This is a genomic window from Streptomyces sp. NPDC051018 (assembly GCF_044456085.1).
Lineage (GTDB): Bacteria > Actinomycetota > Actinomycetes > Streptomycetales > Streptomycetaceae > Streptomyces.
Genome location: NZ_JBITFN010000005.1, coordinates 59,514 through 76,329, shown reverse-complemented (window position 1 = coordinate 76,329; position 16,816 = coordinate 59,514). Strand labels below are relative to the sequence as shown.

Annotated in this window: 14 protein-coding genes; 5 read left to right on the top strand and 9 right to left on the bottom strand. The window is 72.2% G+C overall.

The features are described from left to right. Window positions 1-21: 21 nt before the first annotated feature. Window positions 22-1,101 carry a succinyl-diaminopimelate desuccinylase gene (dapE, locus tag ACIBCM_RS11035; protein ID WP_399241721.1) on the bottom strand — a complete coding sequence of 360 codons (1,080 nt, stop codon included), beginning with the start codon at window positions 1,099-1,101 and terminating at the stop codon, window positions 22-24. A 38-nt stretch (window positions 1,102-1,139) separates the two neighbouring features. Between dapE and ACIBCM_RS11030 the strand changes: the two genes are divergently transcribed. Together ACIBCM_RS11030 and ACIBCM_RS11025 are read left to right on the top strand one after the other, a co-directional pair. Then, the gene (locus tag ACIBCM_RS11030; RefSeq protein WP_399241720.1) at window positions 1,140-2,135 is read left to right on the top strand and encodes a hypothetical protein; all 996 of its coding nucleotides are present in this window, start codon (window positions 1,140-1,142) and stop codon (window positions 2,133-2,135) included. A 297-nt stretch (window positions 2,136-2,432) separates the two neighbouring features. Further along, entirely contained in the window at window positions 2,433-2,873 is a 441-nt protein-coding gene (locus tag ACIBCM_RS11025; RefSeq protein ID WP_399241719.1) for an ATP-binding protein, read from the top strand. A 653-nt stretch (window positions 2,874-3,526) separates the two neighbouring features. Here the strand turns inward: ACIBCM_RS11025 and dapC are convergent. Next, complete coding sequence (gene dapC, locus ACIBCM_RS11020) at window positions 3,527-4,624, bottom strand: succinyldiaminopimelate transaminase (protein WP_399241718.1); 1,098 nt, start codon at window positions 4,622-4,624, stop codon at window positions 3,527-3,529. Between the two features lie 150 nt (window positions 4,625-4,774). Then, entirely contained in the window at window positions 4,775-5,095 is a 321-nt protein-coding gene (gene fdxA, locus ACIBCM_RS11015) for a ferredoxin (RefSeq protein ID WP_073784614.1), read from the bottom strand. A gap of 113 nt (window positions 5,096-5,208) precedes the next feature. On the opposite strand from fdxA, the gene ACIBCM_RS11010 reads away from it, so the two are divergent. Both ACIBCM_RS11010 and ACIBCM_RS11005 read left to right on the top strand, forming a co-directional pair. After that, window positions 5,209-6,216 (top strand): GNAT family N-acetyltransferase, encoded by a 1,008-nt coding sequence (locus ACIBCM_RS11010; protein ID WP_399241717.1) that lies wholly within the window; start codon window positions 5,209-5,211, stop codon window positions 6,214-6,216. 153 nt (window positions 6,217-6,369) lie between these two features. Beyond that, window positions 6,370-7,200, top strand: coding sequence for a tetratricopeptide repeat protein (locus ACIBCM_RS11005; RefSeq protein WP_399241716.1), 831 nt, complete (start codon window positions 6,370-6,372; stop codon window positions 7,198-7,200). Between the two features lie 522 nt (window positions 7,201-7,722). Here the strand turns inward: ACIBCM_RS11005 and ACIBCM_RS11000 are convergent. The 4 genes from ACIBCM_RS11000 to ACIBCM_RS10985 all read right to left on the bottom strand — a co-directional run bounded on the left by ACIBCM_RS11000 (window position 7,723) and on the right by ACIBCM_RS10985 (window position 11,912). Continuing rightward, complete coding sequence (locus ACIBCM_RS11000) at window positions 7,723-10,020, bottom strand: hypothetical protein (RefSeq protein WP_399241715.1); 2,298 nt, start codon at window positions 10,018-10,020, stop codon at window positions 7,723-7,725. A gap of 237 nt (window positions 10,021-10,257) precedes the next feature. Then, window positions 10,258-10,677 (bottom strand): DUF6113 family protein, encoded by a 420-nt coding sequence (locus ACIBCM_RS10995; RefSeq protein ID WP_399241714.1) that lies wholly within the window; start codon window positions 10,675-10,677, stop codon window positions 10,258-10,260. Further along, the gene (mshB, locus tag ACIBCM_RS10990) at window positions 10,674-11,564 is read right to left on the bottom strand and encodes an N-acetyl-1-D-myo-inositol-2-amino-2-deoxy-alpha-D-glucopyranoside deacetylase (protein ID WP_399241713.1); all 891 of its coding nucleotides are present in this window, start codon (window positions 11,562-11,564) and stop codon (window positions 10,674-10,676) included. The genes ACIBCM_RS10995 and mshB overlap by 4 nt, the downstream gene beginning before the upstream one ends. Window positions 11,565-11,717: 153 nt before the next feature. After that, window positions 11,718-11,912, bottom strand: a complete 195-nt coding sequence (locus ACIBCM_RS10985; RefSeq protein WP_389272475.1) for a hypothetical protein — start codon at window positions 11,910-11,912, stop codon at window positions 11,718-11,720. A 156-nt stretch (window positions 11,913-12,068) separates the two neighbouring features. Between ACIBCM_RS10985 and ACIBCM_RS10980 the strand changes: the two genes are divergently transcribed. Continuing rightward, complete coding sequence (locus ACIBCM_RS10980; RefSeq protein ID WP_399241710.1) at window positions 12,069-14,201, top strand: prolyl oligopeptidase family serine peptidase; 2,133 nt, start codon at window positions 12,069-12,071, stop codon at window positions 14,199-14,201. A gap of 452 nt (window positions 14,202-14,653) precedes the next feature. On the opposite strand, the gene ACIBCM_RS10975 is transcribed toward ACIBCM_RS10980, so the two are convergent. Together ACIBCM_RS10975 and ACIBCM_RS10970 are read right to left on the bottom strand one after the other, a co-directional pair. Further along, entirely contained in the window at window positions 14,654-15,718 is a 1,065-nt protein-coding gene (locus ACIBCM_RS10975) for an ABC transporter ATP-binding protein (RefSeq protein WP_399241708.1), read from the bottom strand. Continuing rightward, window positions 15,711-16,808, bottom strand: coding sequence for an ABC transporter ATP-binding protein (locus tag ACIBCM_RS10970; protein WP_399241707.1), 1,098 nt, complete (start codon window positions 16,806-16,808; stop codon window positions 15,711-15,713). The genes ACIBCM_RS10975 and ACIBCM_RS10970 overlap by 8 nt, the downstream gene beginning before the upstream one ends. Window positions 16,809-16,816 lie beyond the last annotated feature (8 nt).

Sequence of the window (16,816 nt, the reverse complement as noted above, 5' to 3'; positions counted from 1 at the left end):
GAAGGCGACGAGGAGGGAAACTCAGGACGTCAGCCACTCACGCAGGCGCTGCTCGCAGTGTGTGATCTTGTCGATCGCGACGTGTTCGTCCCGCTTGTGGGCATAGAGGGCGTCGCCGGGTCCGTAGTTCACGGCGGGCACCCCGAGCGCGCTGAAGCGGGAGACATCGGTCCAGCCGAACTTGGGACGCGCGCTTCCGCCCACGGCCTTCATAAAGGCCGCGGCGGCGGGGTGGGACAGGCCGGGCAGCGCCCCGCCGGAGTGGTCGTCGACCGTGAACTCGGCGACCGGGCAGTCCGCGAAGACCTCCCGGACATGGGCCAGGGCCTCGTCCTCGGTCCGGTCGGGGGCGTAGCGGTAGTTCACGACGACCGTGCACTCGTCGGGAATGACGTTGTTGGCCACGCCGCCCTCGATCCGTACCGCGTTGAGGCCCTCGCGGTACTCCAGCCCGTCGATCACCGGCCGGCGCGGCTCGTACGCGGCGAGGCGGGCGAGGATGGGCGCGGCGGCGTGGATCGCGTTGGACCCCATCCAGCTGCGGGCGGAGTGCGCCCGCTCCCCCGTCGTACGCAGATGGACCCGCAGGGTGCCCTGGCAGCCTCCCTCGACCTCGGCGTCCGAGGGTTCGAGGAGGACCGCGAAGTCGGCCTCCAGCCACTCGGGGTGGGCCTCGGCGACATGCCCGAGGCCGTTGAGGTGGGCGGCGACCTCCTCGTTGTCGTAGAAGACGAAGGTGAGGTCGCGGTTGGGGGCGGGGACGGTCGCCGCGATCCGCAGCTGGAGCGCCACGCCCGACTTCATGTCGCTGGTGCCGCAGCCCCACAGCACGCCGTTCCCGTCGAGCCGGGAGGGCACGTTGTCCGCGATGGGCACGGTGTCGATGTGCCCGGCGAGCACGACCCGCTCACCGTGCCCGAGGCGGGTACGGGCGACGACGTTGTTCCCGTGCCGGTCGACGGTGAGATGCGGCAGCGCCCGCAGCGCCTGCTCGATGGCGTCCGCGAGAGGCTTCTCCTGGCCGCTGACCGACGGGAAGTCGACCAGGGCGGCGGTGAGCGCCGGAGCGTCAAGAGTGAGGTCAAGCACGGTGTGGGCCATGCGCTCGACCTTAGCGCGGGCACTAGTACGGTAAGGCTGTGCCCGAGACGTCCTCCCCCAACCGGCGTGGCCGCCGACTCGTGCGTGTCGCGGCCGCGTTTGCCGTGCTCGCCGCTCTGATCGGTTACATCGCCGTGCAGTACGCCACGCGTACCTCGGCACCCGGATGCACGGTTCGCGCGACCTCGGGCGAGGGCGGCCCGACGTACGAACTCAGTACCGAGCAGGCCGCGAACGCCGCGACGATCTCGGCCGTGGGGACGACCCGGGGGCTCCCCGAGCGCGCGGTGACGATCGCGCTGGCGACGGCGCTCCAGGAATCGGCGCTGCGCAATATCGACCACGGGGACCGGGACTCGCTGGGGCTGTTCCAGCAACGCCCGTCGAAGGGCTGGGGCACGCCGCAGCAGATCCTCGACCCGGTGTACTCGGCGGGGAAGTTCTACGACCAGCTCGCCGAAGTCCCCGGCTACTCGCGGCTGCCGCTGACGGTCGCCGCCCAGCGGGTGCAGCGCAGTGGTTTCCCGCAGGCGTACGCGAAGCACGAGCCGAACGCGACCCTGCTGGCCGCCGCGCTCACCGGGCGGGCCGACGCGGCGCTGACCTGCACTCCGGGCAGCGCGGTCGAGAAGGCGGGCGACCCCGCGAGGGTACGGGCCGAACTGGTGCGGGACTTCGGGCCGGGTGTGCTGCCGAAGAAGGCGGACCCCCGGGACTCCGCGGGGCCGCGGGAGATCTCCGTACCGGTGGCATCCGCCGGTCCCGGCGGAAAGCGCGGCTGGGAGCTGGCCCACTGGGCGGTGGCGCGCGCGGAGGGGCTGCGGATCGAGGAGGTCGCGTACGGCGGCCGGATCTGGAGCGCAAAGGACTCCGGCAAGGGCTGGTACGCGAAGGACACGGCGGATGCCGAGACCGGGGAAGCGCGCGGATCCGGGGACGGCCGGGACCCGGCCGAGTCCATGGCGGCGGCCGGTTCGACGGTTTCCGAGACCGGTTCCCCCCGGGGCGAAGTTCGAATCCTCCTCGCACGCTGATACGACCACTCCCCCGCAGGGGGGATCCCGTCCCATCACTCCAATGCCCCGCCAAAGGTGTACGCGGGATGCCGTGCCCCGTATCGAATCCCTTGCGGGCACAGAGAAGTGACGGTTCGGCAGAGGTCAACCCGGAGGCGGGTCGGAACCCCTTCACCCAAGACCGATAATGCGACGCATTGCCAACTCTTTGCCTTGGCCCACCGCAACTTCACCCGCCCCACGAGCGGTTGTCACTGCGTCCGAAGGCCGACGCGCCGGAGGACACACCAACGCCCCCTCGTCTCAAGGAGCATCATGTCCCTCCCCCTGACCCGTCGGATCGCCCGTGCCGCGCTGCTCATCGCGGCGGGAGCAGCTCCCGTGGTCGGTGCGGCCGGCTCCGCGAGCGCCGTGGACCTCCAGCAGGCCAACCCCCTCGGCGGGCTGACCGCGCTCGACGCGGACGGGCTGAGCAGCACCGTCGACGGCGCCACCCAGAAGTCCTCCGACCTGGCCGGCAACACCGGGGGCAACACCGTCAAGCAGGCCGTCCCCGCCGCGGGCCAGGCCGTCGGCGGCGCGAGCAGGGCCGCCACCCCCGCCGCGCAGCAGGCCGCCGGCGACGCCGCGGCCAGCGCGGGCGACCTCCTCGGCGGGGCCACGAACGGTGCGGGCGAGTCCCTGGGCGGCAGCGGACTGCCGACGGACCAGCTGCCCACCGGCCAGCTGCCGACGCAGGGGCTGCCGCTCGGCTGACCGCGCGGAAGAACCCCCGGAGCCCTACTCGGGTTCTGGGGGTTTCTTCTGTTTGTGGCTCGGTTCTCCTCCGGGGGCCTCAAGTGTGCGTCGACGGTCGATCGTGCTCGACCACTCGTTCCTCGCGGCCTCCGCGCGTTCTCCCTTTCGACACCCACGGCCCCCTTCGGCTCACTCGCCAGGCACAACGGGTGAAAGGGAGGGCACAGGCCACCTGAAGCGCGCCCGTCGAGCGCACGGGGTGGACGGAAAGCGTGCGGGCCCCCTTCAGCTCAGCCGCCAAGCCCAACGGGCGAAGGGAAAGGGAGCGGGACCTCGTCAGCCCAGCCGCCAGGCACAACGGGCGAAGGGAAAGGGCACAGGCCCTCTTCGGCTCACCCACCGGGCACAACGGGCGAAGGGGAGGGTGCAGGCCCCTCTTCCCTCACTCGCCAAGCACAACGGGCGAAGGGAAAGGGAGCGGGACCTCGTCCACTCACCCGCCAGGCCCATGGGGAGAAAGGGATGGCGTCAAACCCCCATCAGGTCACCCACCAGGCACATGAGGTGAAGGGGGAGGGCCCAGGCACTCATCGGGTCGGTCGCCGAGCCCATCGGGGGAACGGGAGGGGCGCAGGTCCCCTCGGCTCGGCGACCGTGGCGGGGGTGTCAGGTCACTCGGCCAGGCGCTTGGTCGCGGACTCGACGCGGTCGTCGGTGGCGGTGATCGCCACGCGGACGAAGCGTTCGCCGGCCGTCCCGTAGAAGTCGCCCGGTGCGACCAGGATGCCCAGCCGGGCCAGGTGCGCCACGGTGTCCCAGCACGGTTCGTCGCGGGTCGCCCACAGATAGAGGCCGGCCTCGCTGTGCTCGATCCGGAAGCCGTGGCCCTCCAGGGCCGTACGGAGGGCCGTGCGACGGGCCGCGTACCGTACGCGCTGCTCCGTGACATGGCTGTCGTCGCCGAGTGCGGCGATGGTCGCGGCCTGGACCGGCGCGGGGGTCATCATGCCGCCGTGCTTGCGGATCTGGAGCAGTTCGGCGAGGACGGCGTCGTCGCCGGCGATGAAGGCGGCGCGGTATCCGGCCAGATTGGACCGCTTGGACAGCGAGTGGACGGAGACGACGCCCTCGTACGTACCACCGCAGACGTCCGGGTGGAGCACGGAGACGGGTTCGGCCTCCCAGCCCAGTTCGAGATAGCACTCGTCGCTGAAGACGAGGACGCCGTGCTCGCGCGCCCAGGCGACGACACGGATCAGCTCGTCCTTGGCGAGTACCCGCCCGGTGGGGTTGGACGGCGAGTTCAGCCAGAGCAGCTTCAGCCCGTCGGGGTCCAGTTCCGTCGGGTCGGCGTAGGCGACGGCACTCGCGCCGCAGAGCCGCGCGCCGACCTCGTACGTCGGATAGGCGAGCTGGGGAAAGGCCACCCGGTCGCCGGGGCCGAGGCCCAGCTGGGTGGGCAGCCACGCCACCAGTTCCTTGGAGCCGACGACGGGCAGGACGTTCCGGTGTCCGGCGCCGACCGCGCCGAGCCGCCGCTCCACCCAGTCGGTCAGCGCGTTCCGCAGCGCCGCCGTGCCCCATACCGTCGGGTAGCCGGGCGAGTCGGCGGCCTCCACGAGGGCCCGCTGGATCAGCTCGGGCACGGGGTCGACGGGGGTGCCGACGGAGAGGTCCACGATGCCGTCGGCGTGGGCCGAGGCCGTCGCCTTGTACGGCTCCAGCCTGTCCCAGGGAAAGACGGGGAGGCGCGAAGAGACTGCGGACACGGGCGTTCACTTTCTCCTGGGAAGCGGTGCGGTACGGCGGTGTGCCGGACCCGCCGGGCGGGGGTCCGCGCGGAACCGGCCGGAAACGACTCGGTCCCGTACGGACGACGACGACCGTACGGGACCGGGAAGGACTGGCCGGCCGGCCGCTTACTGGTTCTGCGGCGGCAGGGCGGCGATGAAGGGGTGGTCACGCTCGATCAGACCGAGCTTGGAAGCACCACCGGGCGAGCCCAGCTCGTCGAAGTACTCGACATTCGCCTTGTAGTAGTCCTTCCACTCCTCCGGAGTGTCGTCCTCGTAGAAGATCGCCTCGACGGGGCAGACCGGCTCACAGGCCCCACAGTCGACGCATTCGTCCGGATGGATGTACAAGGACCGGGAGCCCTCGTAGATGCAGTCGACGGGGCACTCCTCGATGCACGCCTTGTCCTTGACGTCGACACAAGGCTGCGCGATGACGTAGGTCACGCTGTCGTTCCTCTCGGTAGGGCTGGCATTGCGCGGGAGCGCGGCGTCGTCGATGCCCGCCCCTAGTATCTCCGTTCCTGGAGACGATCCGAACATGAGGGGCACGCAGAGCTGTGGAATTCACCGGCGCCGGACGCCTCGAAGTCCGTATTACACCCCTTGACGTGGGCAAACGGGTATCAATCAGACGTCTTGCCGACTCTCCGGCCGAGGGAGCCATGTTCAACGACACGGTCGGAGTTCTCACATCCTGGGACAAGGGTGTGCTGGTGATCACACGGCGCACCGGGGAAAGCGTCCGCATCCCGGAGTCGTCACTGGTCGCGGGCAAGGTCGTGCCCGCCGCGCCGGCCCGGCGCAGAGGCCCGGCGGCGGACTTCGCGGAGCTGGCGCGGGTGACCGCGCGCGCCTGGCAGCCGGTGGAGAGCGAGGCCCTCGGGGAGTGGGTGCTGCGCGCTTCGTCCGGGTTCACCCGGCGCGCCAATTCGGTCCTGCCGCTCGGTGATCCGGGGCTGGAGCTGGACACGGCGCTCGACCGGGTGCGTACCTGGTACGCGGAACGCTCCCTGCCCGCGTACATCCAGGCGGCGACGGGCGCGGCGGGAACCCAGGAGGTCCTCTGCGCGGAGCTGGAGTCACGCGGCTGGACGCGCGAGGTCACCGCCGACGTACGGATCGGGGGTCTGGCGCACATCGCCGATCTGGACGCCGACACCGAGCGGGTGGCCCTGGCGCGCTCCCTCGACGAGCTGGGACGGGGATGGCTGCTGCGGTACCAGCGCTCCGGCGAGGTGGGACCGCAGGTACTTCAGGTGCTGGGCAGCGGGCCGTCCGTGTGGTTCGCCGCGGTCCCGGGGGCCGGTGAGGTGCCCGCCGCGATCGGGCGGTGTGTCGTCGACGGGCGCTGGGCGGGCTTCATGGCGGTGGAGGTCGATCCGGCCTACCGCCGCCAGGGGCTGGCCACGGCCGTGATGACCGCGCTGGCGCGCCGGGCCCTGGACGAGGGCGCCTCGGCGGCCTGCCTCCAGGTGGAGGCGGGGAACGAGGGCGCGGACGCGCTCTACACGGGCATGGGGTTCACGACCCATCACCGCTACCACCACTACCGGGCCGCCGGCTGACCCGCTGACCCGCTGGGTCACGGGAGCCGTCGCGAACCCGCTGGGTCACAGGAGCCGACAGGACCCCCGCGAATGGCCCGGCACGGGGCCGGAACGGGTGCGTGGGCGGGGGTGCGAGTGGACTGATGGCGGACGGACGGGTACGAGTGGCCTATGCATGACGAATCAGCGGATCCCAGGAAACGGTTCGCGGAGGAGGCCCGTGCGGAGCGCCCCGATCTCTCCCTGCTCTGTCTGCTGATGGGATCCGTGGCGGATCCGTCGCTGGACGAGGCGGCGGTTGACGCGGCCCAGATCGAGCTGGACCGTCTCGCCGGGCTGCTTCCGTACGGACTGCGGACCCCGGGAGCCTGGGCCTCGGCGGTGGCGGACCTGCTGGGCGAGCGCTGCGGCTTCCGGGGCTCCCCCGGCGACTACCAGCGGCTGGAGTCCTCCCTGCTGCACGAGGTGCTCCGGCGGCGGCGGGGGCTGCCGATCCTGTTGTCGGTCGTCTGGGTGGAGGTGGCCAGAAGGGCGGGCGCGCCCGTGTACGGGGTGGCTCTGCCGGGGCACTTCGTGGTCGGCTTCGGCGCGCCGGAGGAGCAGGTGCTCGCGGATCCCTTCGCACGCGGCCGGGTGCTCACCGGCTCCGACGCGGCCCTGCTGGTGGCGGGTGCGACGGGTGCGCCCCTGGACCCGGCGATGCTCGGGCCCGCGGCCCCGCTGGAGGTGGTCGTACGGATCCTGAACAACGTCCGGGCCTGGGCGGCGGCCCGCCCCGAGCAGTCGGACGTCGCCCTATGGGCGGTCGAACTCTCCCTGCTGCTGCCCTCCCATCCGGCACGGCTGCGCTACGAACGGGCCCAACTGCTCGTCCAGCGCGGTGACTTCCTGACCGGTGCGGCGGAGCTGGACGCCTATGCGGAGGTCGTGGCGGCCGTCGAGCCCAGCACCGCGGAGGCGATCCGGGGCCGGGCACGGGCCGCCCGGGCGATGCTGAACTGAACTCGGGCGTGTGGTGGCGGAGGCGGGTCGGTCGCGGCGCGCGAGGGCGGAGCCGGCAGGTTCGGCTGCGGTGCACGGGGTGGACCTTGGCTCGCGGCCGGGTCGGGGTCGGGGGCGGCTCGCGGCTTGGACGTCGGCTCACGGCCGGGGCGGGGGCGAGTCGGTGGCGGCCGTACGGGTTCGACTGCGGCTCGCGGCACGAGGGCCGCTCGGGCTCGCTGGGGCGGCCTCGGCGCATAGGGGGCGGAGCTGGTCGTGGTCGGCTGAGGCAGGGGCGTTCACGGCTCGTGGCGGCGGTCGTGGCTCGCGGGCAGGGGCAGTCGCACTCGCGGGGGCCGGTTCCGTACGGCTTCGCCGGCGCGGGACCGGGCCGGCGCGGGGCACACGCCTCGTGGCCCCGACGGACCGGGGCAGGCGCGGGTCGCGGCGCCCGGGCCGCGTACGCGCACACATGGCGGGGGCCCCCGGCGTACGCGCGGGGGCTCCGGGGGCCGTGGGGCCGGTGCGGGCTCCGGTGAGGGCTCAGCTCGGGTTCAGCTCGATGACGGCCGTACGCTCCTGAGGCGTCTTGCCGCGCAGTGCCGGGCCCATCACCTGGGCGACGTCGTCGGGGCTGACCTGGTGCTGCTTGCCGTCGCCCTTGGTGATCAGGATGCCGTCGAAGACCCCTTCGAGCAGTTCGTCGATCGCCTTCTTGTCATAGACCTCGACGAGCTTCCCGTCGACGGGCTTCATCGAGAGGATCCTCGGCAGCGATCTGGCGGGGCCGAACTGGATGCTCTTGGTGCCCGCCTTGATGGTGATCCGGCCGGACATCGCGGGCTCCGCGAACTCCTTCATCGCCCGGGCGATCTCGGCCTGGTCGATGGCCGGCTGCCGGGCGGTGACGGGCAGGGCGACCACCTCGGACGCGCCCGTCTCGACCTGTGTGCGGTACGCCTCACGGACCAGCGCCACCGCCCGGCCGACGTCCAGCGCCTGGCCCGGCTTGCCCGGTACGGCGACGGCCTTGCCCGGGGTGAACTCGATCGTGCCCTCGACGGCGGAGCCGGAGCCGCCCGCCAGATCGGTGAGCGCGACCCGCAGCTTCTCCTCGTCGACGAGCATCACCGGTTCGGCGACCCGCTCACCGCCGAAGAGGGAGCCGATCACGGAGACGGGGTTGTAGTCACTGCCCGCCGCGTTGCGCACGGTGGTGTGGCTGTCCAGTCCGAGCCCGGCCTTCTCGGGCGTCAGCTCCGCCTTCCGGTCGCCGATCGTCAGCTGGAGCGGCGCGGCGGTGCGCTTGCCGAGGGAGCCTTCGAGCTTGCTGATCGCCTGGTCCCTGGTGCCGCCGCCGATGTCGACCCCGAGGACGGTGGTGCTCTTCGGGACGTCGGAGTGGTTCAGGAGCAGGCCCGCGCCGTACGCGATGCCGAACAGGCCGACCACACCGGCGCCGGCGATCACCAGCTTGGAGCGGCCCTTCCTGGCGGGGGCCGGGGGCGCGGGACGGGAGGCTGGCCGGTCGGCGGTGGCCGCGGGGCCCTGGGGGCCGCCTCCGCCGGGAGGGCCGGGGGCGGGGAAGTCCCGCTCGCCGGACGGTGTCCGGGGTCCCTCCCCGGCGGGGAAGGGCGTCCGGGGATCCGGGCGTACGACGGGGACGCCGCTGGTGAGCGTGTCACCGGAGACATTGCCGCCGGGCGGGGAGCCGGGGCCGGGCGCCGGTCCGGCCCCAGGCCCGGGACCGGGTGCGGAAGGCGCAGGCGCGCCGGGGCCGGGCGCGGGCTTCTGCGGGGTCAGTACGGCGGTGTCGTCCGACAGCCGCGGAGCCGCCGTGCCGCGGGGGCCGGAGCCGGGGGCGGCCGGGCCGGGAGCCGTCGGCGCTCCCGGAGCGGGGGCCCGGGTCACTCCCGGGGGCCCTGCCTGGACGGCGCCCGGAACGGGGGGCCGAGGGGCACCCGGGGTGGGGTCCTGGCCCGGCGCCACAGCGGGCCGGTCCGCACCGGGCCTCGGCGCCACCGGCATGCTGCCGGTGGCCGGACCGGCGGTGGGCCCGGCCGGACCGCCCTGACCGCCCGGTGCGCCGGGTGTGCGTACCCCGAGCGGAGGTGTGTGCGGACCGGGGGCGAATCCGTTGCGACCGCCGTCCGGGGCCGGGCTCCGGTCGTCCCGCGCGAGATCGCTGAGGGAGCTGTGCGGCAGGTGCGGACCACCGGCCCCAGGGGCGTCGGAGGCAAAGGGGGCGGAGGTGCCGGGCGGGGGAACCGCGCCGCCCGTGGGCGTACCGGCCGGTGGTGTGCCGGTCCCCGCGCCACCGCCGCCGATGCCCGGGACCTTCAGCCCCGCCCCGTTCGTAGCGGAGGAACCGGAGGGCTTACGGGGGGCGAACCAGTCGCTCGGGGACTTGTCCTTCTCCTCCTCCGCGGGGTCGGCGGCGGGCTCGGACGGCTGCCCGGACCCGATCACCGGCATGGCGGCCGTCCGCTCGCCCTCGGTCTCCGCCGCGCCCGGACGGACCGGTGGAACCCCGGGCGCACCGGGCGAGGGCGTGGACTGGACGGGGCTGCTCATCGGCTTGCGCATCACCACGGGCGGGATCGGCCGCGACCCCGGGATGTTGATACGGATCCGCGTGGTCAGCGTCGTCTCGGTCCTGGGCTCGGACCTGGCCCCGTCCGGCTCCGGCTCCCCGGAGGCGTCGGCCGCCCCGCCCGGACCGTCCTGCCCCGGTTGCCGCGACGGATACTGGCGCGATCCGTACGGCGGTGTCCCCGAGGGGTACGCGGCTCCACCGCGCCCCTGGGGCCCGGAGGACGAACTGTCAGTTTCACGACTCAAAGCAGGATCTCCCGGTTGGCTTCGCCGCCCGCTTTTTCTGATCGGCTCTTGCTGCTGAGGGCGGCTCGGCGGCGCGCACCACCATACTGTCCGCCACGGACACGCACCCCGCGACCGTGGAAAGCGCCATTTCCACCACCGTGCCCGCACGGCACGTCCTGGGGCTCTCCACACCACTGGGCGACCCACGATAGGGGTCCGCGGAACCTTCCGTCGGCCGGGGGTCCCACGGGTCCCTTATCTGTCAAGTCGGCCGGTTCCGCCGCCCGGTTGCGCCGGGCGCGCCGTGGTGGCGCACATCACAGCGGCCACCACACCGCCGAGCATAAACGCGATCGGGCCGATCCCTGCGCCGAAGAGGGCGTCCCCCTCCGGGCGTCCGGTGCTGAGGACGACGACGGTGACGAGCCAGCCGACGGCGGGAACCACCACCGCGGCCTGGGTGCCGACCGCCCGCAGGGAGCCGTAGAACAGCCCGGCCGCCGCGAGGAGCGCGAGCAGCAACCCGCCGGGCAGCCAGGCGGCTTGGACCAGCGAGCCCGCCGTGCCGACCACCGCGCCGAGGAGCAGCAGCCCGATGTACGCGGCGATCCGGCCCGGCCCCGGGAGGGTGGGCGTCCTCGTCAGCCAGGAGCCGGGGGTGCCGGACCCGCTCATCCCGGGACTCCGGCGAACAGATCGTGCTCCCGCTCACCGGAGGGAACGCCCGGGTCGCCCTCGGCCAGCTGGTAGTACTCCGTCGCGAAGATCGGCTGCCCCAGTTCGTTGGAGAGCGCGAAGACATCGCCCTGGACCGCGATCTGGGTGGCGTGGGCGCGCATCGCCGCCGCCTTGCGGTCCGCGTACGCGGTGCCGTCGATCTCCGCGGTGATCTGCGAGTCGTCGACCACGCCGGGGAGGTCGCCGATCTGCGCGACGCCCGGGAAGGCGGCCGCGCCCGAGGCGCGGAGGCGGGCGAAGCCCTCCTCGGCGACCGAGCGAGGCATCCGCGTCCAGTAGATCTTGGCGATGGTCCAGGGGTCGCCGAGGTCCCGGCGGAACGCCCGCTCCCCGGCCAGTTCGGCCGCGCGCATGGCGACCCGGTGGGTCTGGATGTGGTCGGGGTGCCCGTAACCGCCGTCGGGGTCGTAGGTCACCATGACCTGGGGACGCACCGAACGGATGATCTCGACGAGGTCGGGAGCGGCGTCGTCGACGGGCGTACGCCAGAACGCGTCCTCGCGCCGGTTCTGCCCGACGCCCATCATCCCGGAGTCGCGGTAACGCCCCTGGCCGCCGAGGAAGCGGTGGTCGGTGACGCCCAGCTCCTTCATCGCGGCGGCCAGCTCGCCCACGCGATGGGCGCCGAGACGGTCGTCGCGGTCGGACGCGAGATGGGCGAGGTTCGGTGGAATGACCTCGCCCTCTTCTCCGAGGGTGCAGGTCACCAGCGTGACCCGGGCGCCGTCGGCGGCGTACCGGGCCATCGTGGCGCCATTGGTGATCGACTCGTCGTCCGGGTGTGCGTGCACCAGGAGCAGACGACGGGTGGAAAGATCCTTCATAAAGGACAGCCTACGAGGCAAGGCGGTGCCGTCGGGCTGGAACGCGATGTCCCTTGGCCAATAGTTCGTGTGGGGAGCCAGGGGTCGTGAGCGGAGCCAAAGGGTCGTGAGCAGAACGGCCGGGGGTTCACCGCCGGGCAGGCGGGCCCTCCGTCAGAACTTGATGCCGCCGATCATTCCGGCAACGCTCGTCGTCAGTTGGGTGATCGTCGGCTCGACCGAGGAGCGGGCGAGATAGAACCCGAGCAACACACAGACCACCGCATGCCCACCCTTCAGCCCGGACTTCCGGACCAGCAGGAAGACGACGATCGCCAGCAGCACCACCGCCGAAATCGAGAGTGCCACGGCGGTTCACCTCCATGGATATTCGTAAGGGACGGGCAGGTTGCATGTGCCGGAGAGTTCATACCCATCTTGCGCTAGGGATCATAACTATCCGTACCAACGCATCAGTCGGTGCACGGCAGCACACGGGGGCGCACGAGCGCTAGGTTCGGTCACATGACCACGAGGACGCAGCTCTCCTTTCCGCGCCAGTACGCCAGGACCCAGCGCTTCACGCTGGGCGCACCGCGGTCGTTCACCGTGGCTCCGGACGGGTCCCGGGTGATCTTCATCCGGTCCGCGTCCGGGACGGACCGGGCGGGAAGACTCTGGGTCCTCGATCTCGAAGACGGCGGCGGGCGGCCCGCGGAACGGCTCGCGGCCGATCCCGACGTGCTGCTCGGCGGAGTCGGCGAGGAACTGTCGGCCGGGGAGCGCGCACGGCGCGAGCGCAGCCGTGAGGGTACGGCGGGCATCGTGGGCTACGCGGTGGACCGGGCAGCCGAGTTGGCGGCGTTCGCGCTCTCCGGGCGGCTGTTCACGGCGGAACTGCGGGCCGGGACCGCGCGTGAACTGCCCGCCCGGGGGCCGGTGATCGACCCCCGGCCCTCCCCCGACGGCCGGCACATCGCCTACGCGGCAGGGGGTGCGCTGCGGATCATGGGCGCTGAGGGCGACGGCGACCGGGCTCTCGCCGAGCCCGACGGGGCCCATATCACCTACGGAATCGCGGAGTTCATCGCGGCGGAGGAGATGGGCCGGGCCGGAGGGTTCTGGTGGTCGCCGGAGTCCGACCGGCTGCTCGTCGCACGCGTGGACGAGAGCGAGGTCCGGCGCTGGTGGATCTCCGACTCCGCGCATCCGGAACGGGAGCCTCAGGAGCTGGCGTATCCGGCGGCCGGGACGCCGAACGCGGATGTACGGCTCTTCCTGGTCACCCTTGCGGGTGAACGCACGGAGGTTTCCTGGGACCGGTCCCGCTACCCCTATCTCGCCCGCGTGCACTGGTCGGACGCGGGCGCTCCGCTGCTGCTCGTCCAGGCACGCGATCAGCGGACCCAGCGGTATCTGGCCGTGGACACGGCGACGGGCGCGACCCGGACCGTCCATGTCGACGAGGATCCGGTTTGGCTTGATCTTTTTCCCGGGGTACCGGCGTGGGCGCCCGACGGGCGGCTCGTCCGGATCGCCGACGAGGGCGGCGCGCGGGTCCTCGCGGTCGCCGACCGCGCGCTCACCGGAGCCGGGCTCCAACTGCGGGCCGTCCTCGACATCGGTGAGAACGACGTCCTGGTGTCGGCGGCGGCGGGTGAGGAGGCGGACGCGCCCGAGATCGGCGAGATCCATGTGTACCGGGTCAATGAGCTGGGCGTGGAACGGATCTCGGAGGGGCCGGGGGTCCACTCCGCGGCCCGCTCCGGGCCGGTGACGGTGCTCGCGTCCTCCCGTACGGACTCCAGTGGGGCGACCGTGCAGATCCTGCGCGACGGCAAGCAGATCGCCGTCGTCGGCTCGCACGCCGAGCGGCCCGTGCTGACGGCGCGGCCCCGGCTGCGCGAGGCGGGCGTGCGCCGGATTCCGTGCGCGGTGCTTCTTCCGTCCGACTACCAGGAGTCGGATGGTCCGCTTCCGGTACTGATGGATCCGTACGCCGGACCGCACGGCCAGCGTGTCTACGCCTCGCAGAACGCCCATCTGACCTCGCAGTGGTTCGCCGACCAGGGCTTCGCCGTGGTCGTCGCGGACGGGCGGGGGTCGCCGGGGCGCTCCCCCGGCTGGGAGAAGGAGGTCAAGGACAACTTTCCGCTGACCCTCGACGACCAGATCGACGCGCTGCACGCGCTCGCGTCCTCCTTTCCGCTGGACCTCGGGCGGGTGGGCATCCGGGGCTGGTCGTACGGGGGTTATCTTGCCGCACTCGCGGTGCTGCGGCGGCCCGATGTCTTCCACGCGGGGATCGCGGGGGCGCCGGTGACCGATTTCCGTCTGTACGACACGCACTACACCGAGCGATATCTCGGCGATCCCCGGGAGCGGCCGGAGGTGTACGCGATGAACTCCCTGGTGACGGAGAACGGGCTGACGGCGCCGGAGAATCCGTCCCGGCCGCTGATGATCATCCACGGGCTGGCGGACGACAATGTGGTAATGGCGCACAGTCTGCGGTTGTCCTCGGCGCTGCTGGCGGCGGGGCGGGAGCATGAGGTGCTGCCGCTGAGCGGGGTGACGCATATGACTCCGCAGGAACAGGTGGCGGAGAACCTGCTGCGGGTGCAGGTGGGTTTCCTCCGAAGGGTGCTGATGGCGTAGGCCGGGTGGATTCTCCGTCCTCCGGTCCTCAAGCGCCGGACGGGCTGGGTTCGTTCCGGCCCGCCCCCGGAGACGCGGTGCTCGGGGCGAGCGAACCAGCAGCAATCAGGCTGCCCGGGGCACAGGTCCGTCCTCAAACGCCGGACGGGCTGGATCTACCAGCCTCGCCGGCGATTGAGGCGCGGGGGTTCGGGGGCAGCGCCCCCGACAAGCGACCCGCGCTCCCCGGGCAAAGACAGGGGTGGCCGGGGCTTGGAGCCCCGGCCGGGTACGGCACCCGCACGGCCGTACAAGGAGTCAGCCTGCACGGCGCGTATATCGGGCTCGCGACAGACGTATTGCCTGCGCGTAACAGAGGGCGGCGGCAGCGGACTCACTCGCTGTCGCCGGGGCCCGGCACCACCGGCTCACCGCCGTTCTCCGGGCCCCGCACCCCCGGATCACCCACTGGCTCACTCGCCCGGCACCACCCGCTTCTCCTCCGCGAAGTGACAGGCCGACGGATGCCGCGCCGGGCCCGTCGCCGACCGGAACTCCGCCGGGACCGCCAGGAGCGGCACCTCCAGCTCGCAGCGCTCCCGGGCCTTCCAGCAGCGGGTGCGGAAGCGGCAGCCGGAGGGGATGCTCGCGGGCGAGGGCACATCGCCGTGCAGCATGATCCGTTCGCGGTGCTCACGCGCCTGGGGGTCCGGAACCGGGACCGCCGACAGCAGGGCCTGGGTGTACGGATGCGTGGGGTGGTCGTAGATCTCCTCGTCGCGTCCCAGCTCCACCACCCGGCCCAGATACATCACGCCGACCCGGTCGGAGATGTGCCGCACGATGGACAGGTCGTGGGCGATGAAGACATACGTGAGGCCGAAGTCGCTCTGGAGCCGGTCGAGGAGATTGACGACCTGCGCCTGTACGGAGACGTCGAGCGCAGAGACGGGTTCATCGGCGACGATGATCTCCGGCCGGAGCGCCAGCCCGCGCGCGATGCCGATGCGCTGGCGCTGCCCGCCGCTGAACTGATGCGGATAGCGGTTGATGTACTCGGGGTTGAGGCCCACCACGTCCAGCAGGTCCTGCACCTTGCGCCGCCGGCTGCCCTTGGGCGCGACCTCGGGGTGGATCTCGTACGGCTCACCGATGATGTCGCCGACGGTCATCCTCGGGTTGAGCGAGGTGTACGGGTCCTGGAACACCATCTGGATATTGCGGCGGACGGATTTGAGCGCCCGTCCGGACAGCCGGGTGATGTCCTCGCCCTTGTAGCGGATCGTTCCGGCGGTCGGCCGCTCCAGATGGACGATCAGCTTGGCGAGGGTGGACTTCCCGCAGCCGGACTCACCGACGATCCCGAGGGTCTCCCCCGCGATCAGATCGAGATCGACGCCGTCGACGGCCTTGACCGCGCCCACCTGCTTCTTGAAGACGATGCCCTGGGTGAGGGGGTAGTGCTTCACCAGGCCGCGTACGTCGAGGATCGCCTCTCCCGTCGTCACGGGCGGCTCCCCGGTCGTCGTCTCAGTCACGGGGGCCCTCCTCGGAGCTGTCGCGCGGTGGTACCCCGGCGGTGTCGCGCGGTGGTTCCCCGCCGCCGAGCGTCTCGCGCCAGAAGTGGCAGGCGCTGCGGCGCCCCGGCGACACCTCGTACAGCGGCGGTTCCCCGGAGCGGCACACGGCCCGGGCCAGGGGGCAGCGCGGATGGAACGCGCAGCCGGAGGGGATACGCGTCAGATTCGGCGGCAGGCCCTTGATCGCGTACAGCGCCCGCCCCTTGCGGTCCAGGCGCGGGATCGACTCCAGGAGGCCGCGGGTGTAGGGGTGGGCGGGCGCCCGGTAGATGTCGTGGACGGGGGCGGTCTCCACGATCCGGCCCGCGTACATCACGGCGATGGTGTCGGCGACATCGGCGACGACACCGAGGTCGTGGGTGATGAGGATGAGGCCCATACGCAGTTCGCGCTGGAGGTCGGCGAGCAGTTCCATCACCTGGGCCTGGACGGTGACATCGAGCGCCGTCGTGGGTTCGTCGGCGATGATCAGGGCCGGTTTCAGGGCCAGCGCCATGGCGATCATGATGCGCTGGCGCATACCTCCGGAGAACTGGTGGGGGTAGTCCCCGACCCGCTCCCTGGCGGCCGGGATGCCGACCCGTTCCATGAGTTCGACGGCCCGGGCGCGGGCGTCCTTCCTCGACATGCCCCGGTGGACGGTGAACATCTCGGCGAGCTGGGCGCCGACGCTGAGGACCGGGTTCAGCGAGGACAGGGCGTCCTGGAAGATCATGGCCATCTCGGCCCCGCGGACCTTGCGCCGCTCCTCCTCCTTGAGCTTCAGCAGATCCCGGCCCCGGAAGAGGACCTCGCCGCCGGTGATCCGGCCCGGCGGGGTGTCGAGGATGCCCATGACCGCCTGGGCGGTGACGGACTTCCCGGAGCCGGACTCACCGAGGACGGCGAGGGTCTGGCCGGCGGAGACGGTGTAGCCGACGCCGTTGACGGCCTTGGCGACACCGTCCCTGGTCCGGAACTCCACCTGGAGGTCCCGTACGTCGAGCAGTACGGCGGAGCCGTCCGGCGCGGTGTCCGCCGGGCTGCCGGCGGAAGTGGCGGTGCTCATGGGCGGGC

Bases quoted from the DNA above. Each gene is read 5' to 3' on its own strand.
- dapE (WP_399241721.1), bottom strand. From the start codon at position 1,101: ATGGCCCACACCGTGCTTGACCTCACTCTTGACGCTCCGGCGCTCACC.
- ACIBCM_RS11025 (WP_399241719.1), top strand. From the start codon at position 2,433: ATGTCCCTCCCCCTGACCCGTCGGATCGCCCGTGCCGCGCTGCTCATC.
- ACIBCM_RS11005 (WP_399241716.1), top strand. From the start codon at position 6,370: ATGCATGACGAATCAGCGGATCCCAGGAAACGGTTCGCGGAGGAGGCC.
- ACIBCM_RS10995 (WP_399241714.1), bottom strand. From the start codon at position 10,677: ATGAGCGGGTCCGGCACCCCCGGCTCCTGGCTGACGAGGACGCCCACC.
- mshB (WP_399241713.1), bottom strand. From the start codon at position 11,564: ATGAAGGATCTTTCCACCCGTCGTCTGCTCCTGGTGCACGCACACCCG.
- ACIBCM_RS10980 (WP_399241710.1), top strand. From the start codon at position 12,069: ATGACCACGAGGACGCAGCTCTCCTTTCCGCGCCAGTACGCCAGGACC.
- ACIBCM_RS10970 (WP_399241707.1), bottom strand. From the start codon at position 16,808: ATGAGCACCGCCACTTCCGCCGGCAGCCCGGCGGACACCGCGCCGGAC.